Origin of the sequence: Streptomyces sp. NBC_00572 (assembly GCF_026341815.1) — a bacterium.
GTDB lineage: Bacteria > Actinomycetota > Actinomycetes > Streptomycetales > Streptomycetaceae > Streptomyces.
In genome coordinates this window covers 3,173,258-3,189,028 of sequence record NZ_JAPENX010000001.1, presented here as the reverse complement: position 1 = coordinate 3,189,028, position 15,771 = coordinate 3,173,258, and the positions used below count along the sequence as shown (strand labels likewise).

The window sequence follows — 15,771 nt, the reverse complement described above, 5'->3', positions numbered from 1 at the left end:
GGAGAGACAGGGTCCGCGCATGAGCATGGAACCCGCGCGCCGCTACGAGCAGCTGCGCGCCGAGCGGCCGGAGCTGTTCCGCAACGAGCCGGGCGGCATCGAGATCCTCACCGACCCGGACGCGGTCGCGGCCGCCGGAGGGGTGCTCTACCAGGATCCGTACGTCCTGCTCGTCCGGGACCCGGTGCGCTTCCCGGACGGCCGGGAGGGCACGTACATCCGCGCCCTGAGCGCGGCGGCCGAGCCCGGCTGTGTCGTGCTGCCGCTGCTCGGCGACCGGATGGTGCTCATCGAGCACTACCGGCACGCCACCCGGTCCTGGCAGTGGGAGCTGCCCCGGGGCTTCGGCACCCGGGGCCTGTCGAGCGCGGAGAACGCGGCGAAGGAGGTGGACGAGGAGATCGGGGCGCGGGTGGAGGAGCTGATCCCGCTGGGCGAGCTGCATCCGGACAGCGGGATGACGGGCGATCGCGTCCTGCTCTTCGCGGCCCGGATCGACGCGATCGGCCGACTGGCGGAGGCGGAGGCCATCCGGAGATCGCTGACGATCCCCTTCGCGGAGGCGGAGGGGATGATCGCCGACGGCCGCATCACGGACGCCTTCACCATCGCCACGATGACCCGCGCCCGCCTGGCGGGCCTGACGGCCTGAGGCGGGCGCGGGTACGGCGAGGGGTGTCCTGCCGGTGAGCCACCGGGCGGTGGCTTTCCGGGCCGGTGAGTTTTCCGGGCCGGTGGGCTACCGAGCCGGTGTCAGCGGGCCATCCGGCGGCGGGCCGCCTCGTAGAGCACGACACCGGCGGCGACACCGGCGTTGAGCGACTCGGCGCCGCCCGGCATCGGGATGCGGACGAGGAAGTCGCAGGTCTCGCCGACCAGGCGGGACAGGCCCTTGCCCTCGGAGCCGACGACGATGACGACCGGACCGCCCAGCTCCGCCAGCTCGTGCACGTCGCGGTCACCGTCGGCGGCGAGGCCGACGACCGTGACACCGGCCTTCTGGTACTGCTCCAGGCAGCGCGTCAGGTTGGTGGCGCGGGCGACCGGGGTACGGGCGGCGGTGCCGGCCGAGGTCTTCCAGGCACCGGCGGTCATACCGGCGGCGCGGCGCTCGGGGACGACGACGCCGTGGCCGCCGAAGGCGGAGACGGAGCGGACGACGGCGCCGAGGTTGCGCGGGTCGGTGATGCCGTCGAGGGCCACGATCAGCGGGTCGTCGTGGTCGTCGAACGCGGCCGTGACGAGGTCCTCGGGGTGCGCGTACTCGTACGGCGGCACCTGGAGGACGAGGCCCTGGTGGTTCAGGCCGTTCGTCATGCGGTCGAGCTCGGGGCGCGGCGCCTCCATGATGTTGATGTTGCCGCGGCCGGTGGCGAGGTTCAGGGCCTCGCGCACGCGCTCGTCGTTGTCGATGAACTGCTGCACGTAGAGGGTCGTGGCGGGCACGCCGTCGCGCAGGGCCTCGAAGACCGGGTTGCGGCCGACGACCATCTCGGACTGGCCCTTGCCGCCGCGGCGGACGACCGGCTTGCGCTTGGCCGCGTTCCGGGTCATCGCGTTGGTGACGCGGAACGCCTTGTGGCCCTTGCGGTTCTCGGCCTTGGGTGTCGGGCCCTTGCCTTCGAGGCCCTTGCGCCGCTGGCCACCGCTGCCGACCGTCGCACCCTTCTTGTTGGACGTACGACGGTTCCTGCGCTGGCTGTTCCCGGCCATGACTACCTAATCCTCGGTGTTGCGTACGGAGGCACACTGGCCCTCGTACAAGGTCTGTAACTGAAGTGTGCCGCCCGGAGGCCCGAGCGGCACGTCTTCTAACGGTTGCCCAGCGTCCAGCGGGGGCCGTCGGGGCTGTCCTCGATGGCGAGGCCGGACTGGTTGAGCTGGTCGCGGATCGCGTCCGCGGTCGCCCAGTCCTTGCGCTCACGCGCCGATTCGCGCTGCTCCAGCACGAGCCGTACGAGGGTGTCGACGGCGCCGTGAAGCTCTTCGCCGCCACCGGTCTCCTCGGCCCAGTGCGGGTCGAGCGGGTCCAGGCCGAGGACGCCGAGCATGGCACGGACCTCGGCGAGGCGGGCGATGGCCTCGTCCTTGTCGTCCGCGGCGAGGGCGCTGTTTCCCTGGCGGACGGTGGTGTGGATGATCGCGAGCGCGTGCGGCACGCCCAGATCGTCGTCCATGGCCTCGGCGAAGGCCGGCGGCACCTCGGCGGCGGGGGCGACGTCCTTCCCGGCCTTCTCGGTGGCGCGCTGGACGAAGCCCTCGATGCGGGCGAACGCCGACTCGGCCTCGCGCAGGGACTCCTCGCTGTACTCGATCATCGAGCGGTAGTGCGGGGTGCCCAGGTAGTAGCGCAGGACGATGGGGCGCCAGTTCTTCACCATCTCGGACACCAGCACGCTGTTGCCGAGCGACTTCGACATCTTCTCGCCGGCCATGGTGACCCAGGCGTTGTGCACCCAGTACGAGGCGAAGTCGTCGCCGAAGGCCTTGGCCTGGGCGATCTCGTTCTCGTGGTGCGGGAAGATCAGGTCGAGACCGCCGCCGTGGATGTCGAAGGCGGAGCCCAGGTACTTGTGGGCCATCGCCGAGCACTCCAGGTGCCAGCCGGGACGGCCGCGGCCCCAGGGGGTCTCCCAGTCGGGCTCGCCCGGCTTGGTGGCCTTCCACATGGCGAAGTCGCGCGGGTCGCGCTTGCCGGTGATGCCGTCCTCGGTGGGCTGGCGCAGGTCGTCGATGTCCTGGTTGGACAGCTGCAGGTAGCCCGGGAAGGACCGCACGTCGAAGTAGACGCTGCCGTCGGCCTCGTACGCGTGACCGCGCTCGATGAGGCCGCGCATCATCTCGATCATCTCGGGGACGTGCCCGGTGGCGCGGGGCTCGTACGTCGGCGGCAGGCAACCGAGGGCGTCGTAGCCCGCGTTGAACGCGCGCTCGTTCTCGTAGCCGATGGACCACCAGGGGCGGCCCTGGTCCGCGCCCTTGGCGATGATCTTGTCGTCGATGTCGGTGACGTTGCGGATGAACGTGACGTCGTAGCCGCGGTAGGCGAACCAGCGGCGCATGATGTCGAAGTTCAGCCCCGACCGGATGTGTCCGATGTGCGGGGCCGCCTGGACGGTGGCGCCACAGAGGTAGATCGAGACGCAGCCCGGCGTGAGCGGGGTGAAGTCACGGATCTGCCGGGCGCTGGTGTCGTACAGGCGAATAGTCACCACTCCAGGGTAGTGGGCGTGTGGTAGTGCCCCGATACCTGTTCCCCGTCTCCGATGACGTTTTTCACCGGTACCGGTGGATGCCGGTACCGGTGAACATGACGACCGCCGCTCCGGAACGCGGTTACGGGCGTGCCACCCGGTACACGAGCGCCGTCGCGAGCGCCGCGAGGCCCTCCGCGCGCCCTGTCAGACCGAGGCCGTCCGTGGTCGTGCCGGAGACCGAGACCGGTGCGCCGGCCGCCTCGCCCAGTGCCTTCTGGGCCTCGTCGCGCCGCTTGCCGACCTTGGGGCGGACACCGACGACCTGGACCGCGATGTTGCCGATCTCGAAGCCCTCGGCGCGGACGATCCGGGCGGCCTCCGCGAGGAGGGTGACGCCGGAGGCACCGGAGTACTCGGGACGCGAGGTGCCGAAGTGGGCGCCGAGGTCGCCGATGCCGGCGGCGGAGAAGAGCGCGTCGCAGGCGGCGTGGGCGGCGACGTCACCGTCGGAGTGCCCGGCGAGGCCGTACCCGCCGTTCTCGTCGGCGTCCCAGAGAAGACCGGCGCACCAGAGTTCGCGGCCCTTCTCGAAGGCGTGGACGTCGGTACCGATGCCGACGAGCGGGACGAGGGGGAGATCAGAAGCCATCGTTGGCCCTCCTGCGGGCGAGTACGGCCTCGGCGAGGACGAGGTCGAGGGGACGGGTCACCTTGAACGCCTCTTCGTGGCCGGGCACGACGACGACGGGCGCGCCGAGCCGCTCGACCATGCCGGCGCAGTCGGTGGCGCCCTCACCGGTGAGGGCGACGGTGGCGTGGGCGTTGACCAGGGTGTCGTGGTCGAAGCCCTGCGGGGTCTGGACGGCCCGGAGACGGGCCCGGACCGGGGTGGCGACGACCTGCTCGGGGTCGCCCGGCTTCTCGGCCGGCTCGACCTCCTTGACCGTGTCGGCGACGGGCAGCGCGGGGACGACGGCGACGGCCCCGTCCCGGACCGCCTCGATGACCGCGTCGACGGTGTCGACGGGGACGAGCGGGCGGGCGGCGTCGTGGACGAGGACTGTGGTGATGCCCTCGGGGAGCGCCTGGAGGCCGAGGTGCACGGACTCCTGCCGGGTGTCACCGCCGGGCACGACGAGGTAGTCGGTCCGCTCGGGGAGGGCGTGGGCGTCGAGGAGGTTCTTGACCTCTGCGGCGCCGTCGGAGGGGGCGACCACAACCACCAGCGAGACCGCGCGGGAGGCGGCCATCGCACGGACGGCGTGGATGAGCATGGGGGTGCCGTTCAGCGCGCGCAGCGCCTTGGGGGCCCCCGGACCGAGGCGTACGCCCCGTCCGGCCGCCGGGATCACCACGGCGGTACGAGAAGGACGCGCTTCGTCTGACATCGGTTGCACTCCGGCAGGTTTGTTTCCGCGGCCGACATGGGTATGGCCTCACCGTGCCGGACGCTCCGCCTTGACCGGGCCCTTTCCGTGACGACGGTCGAGGCGTGCCGCCCGAGCACAGGGGTTCGGACGTGAGTAAGTAAGAGGGGGATGTGGACGTACGGCATGCATGCGTACGTGGCGTACGCATGCATGCCGTACGTGACAGACAGTACGTACATGAACATGCCGCAGCGCCCGGCGGCAGCACTGTGTGGATCACAGCACGCCAGCGGGCACCGCGGCATCGCTTCACTTGTGAGCGCGCTCGGATGTCGTCAGAGCACGCTCAGGACGCGAGGACCTCGTCGAGGAGAGCCTCGGCCTTGTCCTCGTTCGTGTTCTCCGCGAGGGCCAGCTCGCTGACCAGGATCTGCCGAGCCTTGGCGAGCATGCGCTTCTCACCGGCGGAGAGACCGCGCTCGCGCTCGCGCCGCCACAGGTCGCGGACTACTTCGGCGACCTTGATGACATCGCCGGAGGCGAGCTTCTCGAGATTTGCCTTGTAGCGACGAGACCAGTTCGTCGGCTCTTCGGCGTACGGCGCGCGAAGCACCTCGAAGACCCGGTCCAGCCCGTCCTGACCGACTACGTCGCGAACACCAACGAACTCCGCATTGTCCGCAGGCACGCGAACAGTCAGGTCGCCCTGCGCGACCTTGAGCACCAAGTAGGTCTTGTCCACGCCTTTGATCTGGCGAGTTTCGATGGCCTCGATCAGCGCGGCCCCGTGATGGGGATAGACCACGGTGTCGCCAACCTTGAACGTCATGTGACAGGTACCCCTTCCGTGGCTATCCAGGGTAACACGGATACGGCTTCTTCTGAATGGCGTTTTCGCAGGTCAGGGCATATCTCGGGGCTTGACAACAGCAACACGGACGTGCTGCGGAGGGCTTCCGGAAGGCGGTATTCGCAGGTCGGAGCGGCTGCGCGGACGGAGAGAAACGCGCACGTTACACCTACCCGCAGCCCCTCCAAGGAGGTCCGATGCCCCGTTTTGTCGGGTTCGGAGTGGCCTTCCCAACGTACTCCGTTCGAGGATCGTCCACCCGTACGGATGCATCACCGGGTGATTCCGTAATTGATCAGCCGACGCGGGTCCGGGTTTTTCCGGAGGCACGGCTGCGGGGAATGCGGGGCGGCCCTCGAATTGATCAAGGCGGTTATGTGAACAACAGGTCAATGGGTCGTGATCCGGCCACGGCCGCCGGTGCGCGGCGAGAGCGGTGGACGGCTCGCGGGACCGCCCCGGGGACCCCATGGCCGGTTAGGGGCGGGTCGGGTGCGGGACGGAGAGTGCGGCTCGGTAACCTGAGCGCGCTGACACACCCTTAGTTGGTCTTTAGTTCCAAGCCTGTCCGTAGCTTGTCCGTACGTCCTAGGAGATGCCGCCGCCGTGAGCCGCAGCCTTCGACGCGGCGCCCTCGCCGCCACCGCCATCGTTTTCTCCATCGCCGCGCTGTCCGCCTGTGGAGCGGGCAACGACGCGCAGACGCTCGAAATCAAGCCGGACAACGCCGCCGTCACGGTGGGCGATGTCAAGATCCAGAACGCGCTCGTGATCACCCAGCCGCTGGACGTGGCCAAGGGCCCGGCCGCCGTCTCGGCCACCGTCTTCAACAACGGTGACCAGCCCCAGACGCTCGACGCCATCTCCCTCCAGGGCAGCAGCGCCACCGTGGCGCTGAAGTCGGCCACGGGCGCCGGCCCGATCGTCGTCCCGGCCGGCGGCTCCGTCGTGATCGGCGGCGAGGGCAACGCCTCCGCCGTCATCGAGAACGGCAGCGAGGCCGCCCGCGACGGTGACGCGCAGCAGGTCGTCTTCAAGCTGAGCCAGACCGGCGACGTGAGCCTCAGCGCCTTCGTCGTCCCGGCGACCAGCTACTTCAAGGACTTCGGCCCGACCATCCTCCCGGCGCCCCCGGGCACCCAGCCGACCGCCACCGCGACGCCCTCGGGCGCGGCGGAGGGTGAGCACGGCGGCGAGGCCTCCGGCGAGCCGTCGGGCGAGGCGAGCCACGCGGCCGGTCACTGACCCGTACGCAGGCATGCGTGAAGGGCGCCTCCCCGGCGGGGAGGCGCCCTTCACGCATGCACCGCTTTCTACGGCTCGAACTTGTAGCCCAGGCCTCGGACCGTGACCAGGTAGCGCGGGGCGCCCGGGTCCGGCTCGATCTTGGCGCGGAGGCGCTTGACGTGGACGTCGAGGGTCTTGGTGTCGCCGACGTAGTCCGCGCCCCAGACCCGGTCGATGAGCTGCATACGGGTCAGCACACGGCCCGCGTTGCGCAGCAGCATCTCCAGGAGGTCGAACTCCTTCAGGGGCAGGTCGACCTTGCCGCCCGAGACCGTCACCACGTGGCGGTCGACGTCCATACGGACCGGGCCGGCCTCCAGGGCCGCGGGGGTGACCTCCTCCGGCTCACCGCGGCGGCGCAGGACCGCGCGGATGCGGGCGACCAGCTCCCGCGAGGAGAAGGGCTTCGTCACGTAGTCGTCGGCTCCTATCTCCAGCCCGACGACCTTGTCGATCTCGCTGTCCTTGGCGGTCACCATGATGACCGGGACGTTCGAGCGGCCGCGCAGCTGACGGCACACCTCGGTACCGGGCAGCCCCGGAAGCATCAGGTCGAGGAGGACGAGGTCGGCCCCGTTGCGCTCGAACTCGTCGAGACCGTCGGGCCCGGTCGCCGCTACGGCGACCTCGAAGCCCTCTTTGCGAAGCATGTAGGACAGGGCGTCGCTGAAGGATTCCTCATCCTCGACGACGAGCACTCGGGTCACGGAAGGACCTCCGGGGCAGGAAGCGGTTCGGTCATGAGATCAGGGGTGGGGGACGAGGCGGGTCGGCGGTCCCGTACGGCGCCCGCCTCGGGCAGCCGCAAGGTGAAGGTGGAGCCCTGACCCTCGGTGCTCCAGACGGTGACCTCTCCGCCGTGGGAGGCGGCCACGTGCTTGACGATGGCCAGGCCGAGCCCCGTACCGCCGGTGGCACGGGAGCGGGCCGGGTCGACGCGGTAGAAGCGCTCGAAGACGCGCTCCTTGTCCTTGTCGGGGATCCCTATGCCCTGGTCGGTGACGGCTATCTCGATCAGGTCGCCGGCCGGGGCGGCTACGCGGCGGGCGGCGATGCCCACCCGCGTACGGGCCGGTGAGTAGTTGACCGCGTTCTCGACGAGGTTGCCGAGGGCGGCGGCGAGCTGGCCGCGACTCCCCCAGACCCGCAGATCGGCTTCTCCTCCGGAGACCATGGTGATCTGCTTGGTGGAGGCGGTGTGCCGGGAGCGGTCGATCGCCTCGGCGACGAGTTCGTCCACGGACACGGGCTCGGAGTCCTCCAGCGGGTCGTCGTTCTGCACGCGGGAGAGGTCGATGAGCTCCTGTACGAGGTTGGTGAGGCGGGTCGCCTCTATCTGCATGCGGCCGGCGAAGCGGGTGACCGCCTCGGGGTCGTCCGAGGCGTCCATGACCGCCTCGGAGAGCAGGGAGAGCGCGCCCGTCGGGGTCTTGAGCTCATGGCTCACGTTGGCGACGAAGTCGCGCCGTACCGCTTCGATACGACGGGCCTCGGTGAGGTCCTCGACCAGCAGCAGCACCAGGCGCGAGCCCAGCGGGGCGACCCGGGCGGAGACGGCGAGGGCCTCGCCGCGTCCGCTGCCGCGCCGCGCCAGGTCCAGCTCGACCTGCCGTATCTCTCCGTCGCGGCGGGTGTCGCGGGCCATGTTGAGCATGGGCTCCACGGCCAGTTTCCCGCCTCGGACCAGGCCGAGCGCGTACGCCGCCGAGCTGGCCTTCACCACGGAGTCGCTCTCGTCGAGGACGACCGCGGAGGAGCGCAGCACGGACAGCACGGTGTCGACGCCGGGCGGGAGCACGGCGTCGGTGTGCAGTGAGGTTCGGGTGGGTCTCGCCTGGTCGCGCTCGCTCCAGCGGAACGCCAGCATGGCGATCACGCCGGTGCACACGCCGGCGATCGCGGCCAATGCGGCAACCGCCGCGTTCACGTCCATGCCCCCAAGGTTATGCGGGCCCGACGACTCCCTCCCAGCCGTCCGAGTGGCTGCTCGAACAGTCGTCGCCCAGAGTTCACCGTGGAGACGGGGCTGGTTCATTTGCCCTGACCGGCGCGGTGGCGCGTGTCGCCCAGAGTTCACCTTGGGGAAAGTGCCGGTTCATGTGAGGGGGTGGAACCGGACGCGTAGGGGGCCGAACGTGGGAGCGTGGGGGTCCGAAGCCCCACCCGGACCCCGGAGCTTTGCGTAGAGAGGGACATCCATGCGGGACGCGTACCACGAGGAACTGGACTCGATCGGTGAAAGCCTGGTCGAGATGGCCCGGCTCGTCGGGTCGGCGGTCGGGCGCGCCACGACGGCGATGCTCGACGCGGATCTCAAGCTCGCGGAGAGCGTGATCGCGGCGGACCAGAAGGTCGACGACCTCCAGCACGACCTGGAGGCCCGGGCGATAGCGCTGCTCGCGCGGCAGCAGCCGGTGGCGACGGATCTGCGGATCGTGGTGACCTCGCTGCGCATGAGCGCCGACCTGGAGCGCTCGGGCGACCTGGCGCAGCACGTGGCGAAGCTGGCGCGGCTGCGGTTCCCGGAGTCGGCGGTGCCGCGGGACCTGCACGCGACCATCCTGGAGATGGGACAGCTGGCGCAGCGCCTGATGGCGAAGGCGGCGGAGGTCATCATCACGAAGGACGTCGACCTGGCGCTCCAGCTGGAGCAGGACGACGACGAGATGGACCTGCTGCACCGGACGCTCTTCCAGCACCTGATCGACGACCGCTGGAAGCACGGCATCGAGACGGCGGTCGACGTGACGCTGCTCGGCCGTTACTACGAGCGGTTCGCCGACCACGCGGTGTCGGTGGCGAAGCGTGTGGTGTACCTGGTGACGGGTGAGCACGCGGACGAGCTGCAGGCGGCGGACGCGCCGGTCGAGGGCGCGTAGCGTCCGTCCGGCGGATCAAGGTCGTCGTGGCCGTGGTCCGCCGGGCAGTCCCTGCGCGCCCGGGTGCCCACGTGCCCACGCACACGGGCGTACTGGCGTACGGGCGCCGATGCGCCGTTGATGCGCCCGCCCGGGTGGGCATGCAATGGGGGGAGGCGACGTGCGCCTCGAAAGGGAGGGACCCCCATGGCCGAATCCCCCATGACGAACGATTCCGGGCCGGAGGCTCCGCGCGAGGTGGTGCACCTGCCGCTGCTGGGCGCCTGCGGGTGCGGCTCGGGCTGCGGCTGCGGCTGCCAGTCGGGTGCCCCGTGCCAGTGCGGCGGCTGCTCGGGCTGACGGAACGGGTCGGGGGGTGGGGTGCGGGGGTGCTGCATCCGCACCCCACCCCCTCTCTGTGCCCCGGGCCACATGTCCAGGACGTGTCCCGCGCTATACGTCCAGGACGCCGACGACCTGGTCGCCCGAGGTCTCCCCCGTCGTACGGAAACCGAGGCGCTCGTAGAAGGCGCCGGGGCCGGTGTCCCCGGGTGCCCAGGTGACGTACAGGCGCTGTTCGCCGCGCCGCCGCAGCTCGTCGCGGACGGCTTCGACGGCGAAGCGCCCGTACCCCTTGCCCTGCACATCGGCGGCGATGTTGAGTCGCCAGAGACCGCTGCGCCGGTCGGTGGGGTCCTTCTTCTCGTTCCAGGGGAGGTCGAGGAAGGCCATCAGGAAGCCGACGAGCCGGTCGCCGTCGAAGATCAGCCGCGGCCAGGCCGCGTCCCCGAAGGCGTACGCCTCCGCGAGGGAGCGCGAGACGGGGGAGACGTTCTGCTCCTGATGGGGGTGGACCCGCAGGTCGAGGGCGGCGTCGACGGTGGCGGGGGTGACCTTCTCCAGGCGGAGTGAGGGGTGGGTACGGGTACTCATGACCTGGACGGTAGCGGCGGGGGCGGGCGTTCTCCTAGCGAGTTACGCAGGCCCCGGCCCGGCCGGCTCTCAGCCGGCGAACCAGACCGAGCGGAGCTTCAGGCGGTCGGAGGCCGGGCGGCCGTGGGGGCGGAGGGTCCAGGAGTCGCCGGTGCAGTCGGGCTCGGTGAAGACGATCGCGTGGGCGTCGGTGTCGTTGTGCGGCGCGAACGCGGGCTCGGAGGATCCGGGGTCGGCCGCCTCGGGAATCGTGATGCACTCCGGGCCGGCCGGGTCGTGAAGCGTGACCGACTGCGGGTACCCGTCGAGCCCGACGAACCGGTAGCTGAAGTCGCCGGTGGCGGCGTGGGCGGGGGAGGCGAGCGTGGCGGTGAGGGCGAGGGCACCGCAGACAGCGGCGAGGGAGTGCCGGAGACGCACGACAGTTCTCGTTTCATGGGGGGGGGAGGAAGCAGGTTCCTCCGCACCCGTACCTCTCCCTCGCGGCCGCCATGCGGGGAGCCCGTGCCGGAAGGTTTCGCCCTCACCCGTCCGGGGGCGCTTCAGCGCTTCAGCGCCGCGGCTGCCGTGTCGAAGGCCGAGTCCCGGTTCTGCCGGAACTCCTCCTCGGTGAAGACCGGCGCCGGAAGGTGCGGGGGGATCCCGGTGATGTCGAAGGTCCTCCCCGTACGGGTCAGGAACTCCTCGTTCGGGAGCAGGAAGGCCATGCCGTTCGGGAGCGAGCGTTCCAGGACGTCCGAGAAGACGCCCTGGGTCGGTGCCCCGACGCGGACGGTCCGGCCGGGCCGGTCGATGAGGGCCTGGGTGAAGGTCTCCCCCGCGCTGAACGTCGTGTCGGCCGTGAGCACGGCGACGGGGCCGGTGTACCGGGGGGTGTGGCGGGCCGGCTCCACCCGGACGGCCTGCGGCGGGGTGTCCCTGGTGCGCTTGCGGTACGCGACGTACGGGGTGTCGGTCAGGCGCCCGGCGAGGTGCAGGCCCAGGGCGTCGTCGCCGCCGCCGTTGACCCGGAGGTCGATGATCAGCCCTTGGAGGGAGGCCGTACGCTCGCGGGTGAGGACGGTGTCCAGCGCCCGGTCCAGTACGGCGAGCTGGCCGGCGTACGTGCGGTCGCCACGGTCGTATCCGGCGAATCCGGAGATCCGCAGGTAGCCCTGACCGTCGGGCAGGTCGGCATAGGAGATCCGGCCGTTGCCGAACTCCTGCGGCTCCGTCCCGCCGAGGTCCCGCCGGACGATGTGCTCCTTGGCCCTGCTGTCCAGGAGATCGGGCCTGCTCGTGGTGCCGGGCCGGAAGTGGGGGAGGGAGCGGCGGTCCCCGTCGGAGACGGAGACGTGCGCGTCGTACAAGGGCGCCACCATGTCGTCGAGGAGGGCGAGGAGTTCCTCCTTCGTGGTGTCCTCGTGGACCTTGGGGCGATAGGTGTCCCGGACGGCCTGCCAGTCGATGCCCTTGTCCGCGAAGAAGGGGTAGTTCTCCTCGAAGGTCTGCCAGAAGACGTCGAAGGCCGTCAACGGGTCGTCGGGCAGCGTCCGGTCACAGGTGCTGGGCAGTGCCGCGAGCCGCCGCAGTACGCGGTCACCCGTGGACCCGGCGATGTGCAGCGTTCCCTGCGGGCGGACGGTGAGCAGGGTGCCGTCCTCGGTGCGGTAGGTGCCCGGGGCCGTCCGTACGGCTTCCTCGCCGGGTACACAGCTGATCGCCGTGGTCTGGTACTCCCGCAGATGTCCGTCGGCGATCGACAGGACGGTGCCGTATCCGTCCACGCGCCAGACGCCGTCGACCGGTCCCGTCGGGCCGGTCGTGCGTCCCGTCGCGGTGGCGGGCCCGACCGTCCCGGCGGCCATGGCCGTTGCCATGACGGCCGTCACGGCCATGGCTCCACCGAGCCTCTTGTGTCGCATCCGGTGTCTCCTTCTCGTCCACGGCGTGCCGGGCCGGTGCCCGACCCAGAAAACGATCATGGTCGGGGCAGACACCCGCCACCATCCGGCGGACCCGCGACCCGGCCGGGGGCTACCCCCCGGACACCCGCCCGACGGCCGGCGAACACGAAACAAGGCCCCCACTCCGCGGAGGAACCGCGGGGTGGGGGCCTTGATCAGGCGTGGGGCTGGGTGGAGCTACTTCTTGCCCTGGTTCTTGACCGCCTCGATGGCCGCGGCGGCGGCTTCCGGGTCGAGGTAGGTGCCGCCCGGGTTGAGGGGCTTGAAGTTCTCGTCCAGCTCGTAGGCGAGCGGGATGCCCGTCGGGATGTTGAGGCCCGCGATGTCCCCGTCCGAGATGCCGTCGAGGTGCTTGACCAGGGCGCGGAGGCTGTTGCCGTGGGCGGCGACCAGGACCGTGCGACCGTTCAGGAGGTCGGGGACGATCGCGTCGTACCAGTACGGGAGCATGCGCTCCACGACGTCCTTCAGGCACTCGGTGTCCGGGCGCAGCTCCGGCGGGATCGTCGCGTAGCGCGGGTCGTGCGCCTGCGAGTACTCGCTGTCGTCCGAGAGCGCCGGCGGCGGGGTGTCGTACGAGCGGCGCCACAGCATGAACTGCTCCTCGCCGAACTCGGCGAGGGTCTGCGCCTTGTCCTTGCCCTGGAGGGCGCCGTAGTGGCGCTCGTTCAGGCGCCAGGAGCGGTGGACCGGGATCCAGTGGCGGTCCGCGGACTCCAGCGCGAGCTGGGCGGTGCGGATGGCGCGCTTCTGGAGGGAGGTGTGCAGTACGTCGGGGAGCAGGCCGGCGTCCTTGAGCAGCTCGCCGCCGCGCGTCGCCTCCTTCTCACCCTTCGCGGTGAGGTTCACGTCCACCCAACCGGTGAACAGGTTCTTCTCGTTCCACTCGCTCTCGCCGTGGCGGAGGAGGATCAGCTTGTACGGTGCGTCGGCCATGCGTACGAGACTAATAGACCGCCGACGATTGACGCGCGTCGTCAATCCGCTGGCGTCCGGCACCTGAGATGCGTAAGTTACGACTGCCGCAAGAGGGACTTACATCAAGGCGTACACAGCAGGGGGCCGGCCACACATGTCCATCGACTCGCTCAGACGATCAGCCCGTACGACGGTTTCCGGACTTCCGCAGGGCTTCTGGTGGCTCTGGCTGTCGACCTTGGTCAACCGGACCGGGGCTTTCGTCCTGACGTTCCTGTCCCTCTATCTCACGGTGGAACTCGGGCACTCGGCGTGGTTCGCCGGACTCGTCGTCGCCCTCCACGGCCTCGGCGGCGTCGCCGGTTCCCCGCTCGGCGGCGCGCTCACCGACCGCTGGGGCCGCCGCCCCACCATGGTCACCATGCACCTCGCGGCCGCCGCCTCCGCCGCCGCCCTCGCCGTCGTCACCAGCGCCTGGGCCATCGCGACGGTCGTCCTCCTCATGGGCGTCGCCATGCAGGCCGTCCGACCCTCCATCAACGCCACCATCGCCGACATGGTCCCCGCCCACGACGTGCGCCGGGCCTACGCCCTCAACTACTGGGCCCTCAACCTCGGCTTCGCCATCGCCTCCATCGGCGGCGGCGCCGCGATCTTCCTCGGCTACCGGACGCTGTTCGTCGTCGACGCCATCGCCACCGTCCTGTGCGCCGTCATCGTCTTCCTCCGCCTCCCCGAGACCCGCCCCGAGGCCCGGACCGACAAGGCGGGCAAGCCGGTCGTCGAAGCCAAGGTCAGCATGTTCACCGTGCTGCGCGACGCCCCTTTCCGCACCCTCGTCCTCCTCAATCTCTTCGTCTGCGTCGTCTTCACCGCCCCCTGGATCGGCCTCCCCCTCACCATGGCGGACAAGGGCCTCTCCCCCTCCTCCTACGGCGTCGTCATCGCCGTCAACGGCATCGTGATCGTCGGCTTCCAGCTGCTCGTCAACAAGCTGACCGACAAGCGCTCCCCCGCCCTCCTGCTCAGCCTCTCCTCCGTCCTCTTCGCCGTCGGCACCGGCGCCACCGCCCTCGCCGGCTCTTCGGTGGTGGCCTTCGCCGCGACCGTGGTCGTCTGGACGGTCGGCGAGATGATCCACGTCCCGACGAACGCCGCCGCCACCGCCCGCCTCGCCCCCGAGCACGCCCGGGGCCGCTACCAGGGCGTCATGGGCATGTCGTGGGCCGTCGCCGGTTTCGTCGCCCCGATCGGCGCCGGCGCGATCGTCGACGGGCCCGGCCCCGGCGTCCTGTGGGCGGCGACCTTCGCGATCGGCCTCCTCGCCGCCGTCGGCTACAGCCTCCGGCTCCGCAAGGCCCTGGCCGACGACCACGACGTCCTCGACCGCCCCGCCGGCGACAGCGTCGAGGACAGGGCCGCCGCGGACGACTCCGCCGACAAGTCCTCCGTCAGCGCCTGACGGAGGAACCCCTCCCCGCGAGACGGAACCGGCTCCCCTCCCTGCGCACTTCGGCGGTGCCCGACCCGCCGAAGTGCGCAGGGACGACCAGCTCCCGCTCGTCGGCGGCCCGTTCGAGGATCCGGCGGCGGCTCGCCGACGCCGCCGCCGCGTCCAGGCAGAAGCAGCTGTTGTGCGCGGGGTCGAGGATCTGCACAGGACTGTGCAGGAGGTCCCCGACGAACACCGCCCGCTCTCCGCCCGACGCGAGCCGCAGTACGGCCGAGCCGGGCGTGTGCCCGGGCGCGGACTCCAGGGTGAGGTGCTCGTCGATACGGTGGACGCCGTCCCAGAGCACGGTCCGCCCCGCGCGGTGGAGGGGTGCGACGCTGTCCTCGTAGACGAGCCGGTCGTCCTCGCTCAGGCCGCCGCCGTAGGCGTTGTCCGGCCCGAAGTGGGCGTCGTCGGCCGCCGGTACGAGGTACTGGGCGCGCGGGAAGGTCGGCACCCACTCCCCTTCCGCGCCCTCCGCGCCCTCGGCCGCTCGGGTGTTCCAGCCGACGTGGTCGGCGTGGAGATGGGTGTTGACGACGACGTCCACGTCCTCGGGTCGGACGCCGGCCCGTTCCAGGAGGCCGAGGAAGTCCCCCTGCCAGTGGTGGAACTGCGGCGAGCCGGGCCGCTCGCGCCCGTTGCCCACCCCCGTGTCGACCAGGATCGTCCGGCCCCCGCTGCGCAGCACCCACGTCTGCAGGGACATGACCGCCCGGTCGCCCTCCGGCTCCCAGTGGTCCGGCGCCAGCCAGTCCTCGTTGTCCTTCCACGTCTCCTCGCCGGCCGAGGGGACCAGCTCGCGGGTACCGGCGAACGGCCCCTGCCACTCGACGACCCGGACGACCTCGACGTCTCCCAGGACCATGCGCTGTGCGCTCTCATACGTCATGCAGTCGACGTTAGGGAGCACGATTGAG

At 70.8% G+C, this 15,771-nt stretch carries 17 protein-coding genes; 5 read left to right on the top strand and 12 right to left on the bottom strand.

Features of this window, described 5'->3' with window-relative positions:
• Window positions 1-19: 19 nt before the first annotated feature.
• The gene (locus OG514_RS14730; RefSeq protein ID WP_266894695.1) at window positions 20-652 is read left to right on the top strand and encodes an NUDIX hydrolase; all 633 of its coding nucleotides are present in this window, start codon (window positions 20-22) and stop codon (window positions 650-652) included.
• A gap of 101 nt (window positions 653-753) precedes the next feature.
• Here the strand turns inward: OG514_RS14730 and rlmB are convergent, their stop codons facing one another.
• From rlmB to OG514_RS14705, 5 genes are all read right to left on the bottom strand, one after another.
• Complete coding sequence (gene rlmB / locus OG514_RS14725) at window positions 754-1,713, bottom strand: 23S rRNA (guanosine(2251)-2'-O)-methyltransferase RlmB (protein WP_266894693.1); 960 nt, start codon at window positions 1,711-1,713, stop codon at window positions 754-756.
• Window positions 1,714-1,811: 98 nt separating this feature from the next.
• A complete protein-coding gene (gene cysS / locus OG514_RS14720) occupies window positions 1,812-3,212 on the bottom strand; it encodes a cysteine--tRNA ligase (RefSeq protein ID WP_266894691.1) in 1,401 nt (466 codons plus the stop codon).
• Window positions 3,213-3,336: 124 nt separating this feature from the next.
• Entirely contained in the window at window positions 3,337-3,846 is a 510-nt protein-coding gene (ispF, locus tag OG514_RS14715) for a 2-C-methyl-D-erythritol 2,4-cyclodiphosphate synthase (protein ID WP_266894689.1), read from the bottom strand.
• Window positions 3,836-4,585: a 2-C-methyl-D-erythritol 4-phosphate cytidylyltransferase gene (gene ispD, locus OG514_RS14710; protein WP_266894687.1), complete on the bottom strand. Its 750-nt coding sequence runs from the start codon at window positions 4,583-4,585 to the stop codon at window positions 3,836-3,838. The genes ispF and ispD overlap by 11 nt, the downstream gene beginning before the upstream one ends.
• 328 nt (window positions 4,586-4,913) lie before the next feature.
• Window positions 4,914-5,396, bottom strand: a complete 483-nt coding sequence (locus tag OG514_RS14705; protein ID WP_003953493.1) for a CarD family transcriptional regulator — start codon at window positions 5,394-5,396, stop codon at window positions 4,914-4,916.
• Window positions 5,397-6,023: 627 nt separating this feature from the next.
• Between OG514_RS14705 and OG514_RS14700 the strand changes: the two genes are divergently transcribed.
• The gene (locus tag OG514_RS14700) at window positions 6,024-6,662 is read left to right on the top strand and encodes a DUF461 domain-containing protein (protein WP_266894685.1); all 639 of its coding nucleotides are present in this window, start codon (window positions 6,024-6,026) and stop codon (window positions 6,660-6,662) included.
• 68 nt (window positions 6,663-6,730) lie between these two features.
• Here the strand turns inward: OG514_RS14700 and OG514_RS14695 are convergent, their stop codons facing one another.
• Complete coding sequence (locus tag OG514_RS14695) at window positions 6,731-7,411, bottom strand: response regulator transcription factor (RefSeq protein WP_017242433.1); 681 nt, start codon at window positions 7,409-7,411, stop codon at window positions 6,731-6,733.
• The gene (locus tag OG514_RS14690) at window positions 7,408-8,637 is read right to left on the bottom strand and encodes a cell wall metabolism sensor histidine kinase WalK (RefSeq protein ID WP_266894682.1); all 1,230 of its coding nucleotides are present in this window, start codon (window positions 8,635-8,637) and stop codon (window positions 7,408-7,410) included. The genes OG514_RS14695 and OG514_RS14690 overlap by 4 nt, the downstream gene beginning before the upstream one ends.
• Window positions 8,638-8,902: 265 nt before the next feature.
• On the opposite strand from OG514_RS14690, the gene phoU reads away from it, so the two are divergent.
• On the top strand, window positions 8,903-9,583 hold the full coding sequence (gene phoU / locus OG514_RS14685) for a phosphate signaling complex protein PhoU (RefSeq protein WP_266894680.1): 681 nt from the start codon (window positions 8,903-8,905) through the stop codon (window positions 9,581-9,583).
• A 186-nt stretch (window positions 9,584-9,769) separates the two neighbouring features.
• Entirely contained in the window at window positions 9,770-9,922 is a 153-nt protein-coding gene (locus OG514_RS14680) for a hypothetical protein (RefSeq protein ID WP_266894678.1), read from the top strand.
• A 93-nt stretch (window positions 9,923-10,015) separates the two neighbouring features.
• Here OG514_RS14680 and OG514_RS14675 read toward each other — a convergent pair whose 3' ends face one another.
• The 4 genes from OG514_RS14675 to OG514_RS14660 all read right to left on the bottom strand — a co-directional run bounded on the left by OG514_RS14675 (window position 10,016) and on the right by OG514_RS14660 (window position 13,377).
• Complete coding sequence (locus tag OG514_RS14675) at window positions 10,016-10,495, bottom strand: GNAT family N-acetyltransferase (protein WP_266894676.1); 480 nt, start codon at window positions 10,493-10,495, stop codon at window positions 10,016-10,018.
• 69 nt (window positions 10,496-10,564) lie between these two features.
• On the bottom strand, window positions 10,565-10,915 hold the full coding sequence (locus OG514_RS14670) for a hypothetical protein (RefSeq protein WP_266894674.1): 351 nt from the start codon (window positions 10,913-10,915) through the stop codon (window positions 10,565-10,567).
• Between the two features lie 122 nt (window positions 10,916-11,037).
• Window positions 11,038-12,399 (bottom strand): S41 family peptidase, encoded by a 1,362-nt coding sequence (locus OG514_RS14665; RefSeq protein WP_266894672.1) that lies wholly within the window; start codon window positions 12,397-12,399, stop codon window positions 11,038-11,040.
• Window positions 12,400-12,618: 219 nt separating this feature from the next.
• Complete coding sequence (locus tag OG514_RS14660) at window positions 12,619-13,377, bottom strand: phosphoglyceromutase (protein WP_266894670.1); 759 nt, start codon at window positions 13,375-13,377, stop codon at window positions 12,619-12,621.
• 136 nt (window positions 13,378-13,513) lie between these two features.
• Between OG514_RS14660 and OG514_RS14655 the strand changes: the two genes are divergently transcribed.
• Window positions 13,514-14,821 carry an MFS transporter gene (locus tag OG514_RS14655; RefSeq protein WP_266894668.1) on the top strand — a complete coding sequence of 436 codons (1,308 nt, stop codon included), beginning with the start codon at window positions 13,514-13,516 and terminating at the stop codon, window positions 14,819-14,821.
• On the opposite strand, the gene OG514_RS14650 is transcribed toward OG514_RS14655, so the two are convergent.
• Window positions 14,811-15,743 (bottom strand): MBL fold metallo-hydrolase, encoded by a 933-nt coding sequence (locus OG514_RS14650; RefSeq protein WP_266894666.1) that lies wholly within the window; start codon window positions 15,741-15,743, stop codon window positions 14,811-14,813. The genes OG514_RS14655 and OG514_RS14650 overlap by 11 nt on opposite strands.
• Window positions 15,744-15,771 lie beyond the last annotated feature (28 nt).

What these genes read in the sequence shown, in the direction of transcription:
- OG514_RS14730 (WP_266894695.1), top strand. Translation starts at nt 20, where the DNA reads ATGAGCATGGAACCCGCGCGCCGCTACGAGCAGCTGCGCGCCGAGCGG.
- rlmB (WP_266894693.1), bottom strand. Translation starts at nt 1,713, where the DNA reads ATGGCCGGGAACAGCCAGCGCAGGAACCGTCGTACGTCCAACAAGAAG.
- ispF (WP_266894689.1), bottom strand. Translation starts at nt 3,846, where the DNA reads ATGGCTTCTGATCTCCCCCTCGTCCCGCTCGTCGGCATCGGTACCGAC.
- ispD (WP_266894687.1), bottom strand. Translation starts at nt 4,585, where the DNA reads ATGTCAGACGAAGCGCGTCCTTCTCGTACCGCCGTGGTGATCCCGGCG.
- OG514_RS14705 (WP_003953493.1), bottom strand. Translation starts at nt 5,396, where the DNA reads ATGACGTTCAAGGTTGGCGACACCGTGGTCTATCCCCATCACGGGGCC.
- OG514_RS14690 (WP_266894682.1), bottom strand. Translation starts at nt 8,637, where the DNA reads ATGGACGTGAACGCGGCGGTTGCCGCATTGGCCGCGATCGCCGGCGTG.
- phoU (WP_266894680.1), top strand. Translation starts at nt 8,903, where the DNA reads ATGCGGGACGCGTACCACGAGGAACTGGACTCGATCGGTGAAAGCCTG.
- OG514_RS14680 (WP_266894678.1), top strand. Translation starts at nt 9,770, where the DNA reads ATGGCCGAATCCCCCATGACGAACGATTCCGGGCCGGAGGCTCCGCGC.
- OG514_RS14675 (WP_266894676.1), bottom strand. Translation starts at nt 10,495, where the DNA reads ATGAGTACCCGTACCCACCCCTCACTCCGCCTGGAGAAGGTCACCCCC.
- OG514_RS14665 (WP_266894672.1), bottom strand. Translation starts at nt 12,399, where the DNA reads ATGCGACACAAGAGGCTCGGTGGAGCCATGGCCGTGACGGCCGTCATG.
- OG514_RS14660 (WP_266894670.1), bottom strand. Translation starts at nt 13,377, where the DNA reads ATGGCCGACGCACCGTACAAGCTGATCCTCCTCCGCCACGGCGAGAGC.
- OG514_RS14655 (WP_266894668.1), top strand. Translation starts at nt 13,514, where the DNA reads ATGTCCATCGACTCGCTCAGACGATCAGCCCGTACGACGGTTTCCGGA.
- OG514_RS14650 (WP_266894666.1), bottom strand. Translation starts at nt 15,743, where the DNA reads ATGACGTATGAGAGCGCACAGCGCATGGTCCTGGGAGACGTCGAGGTC.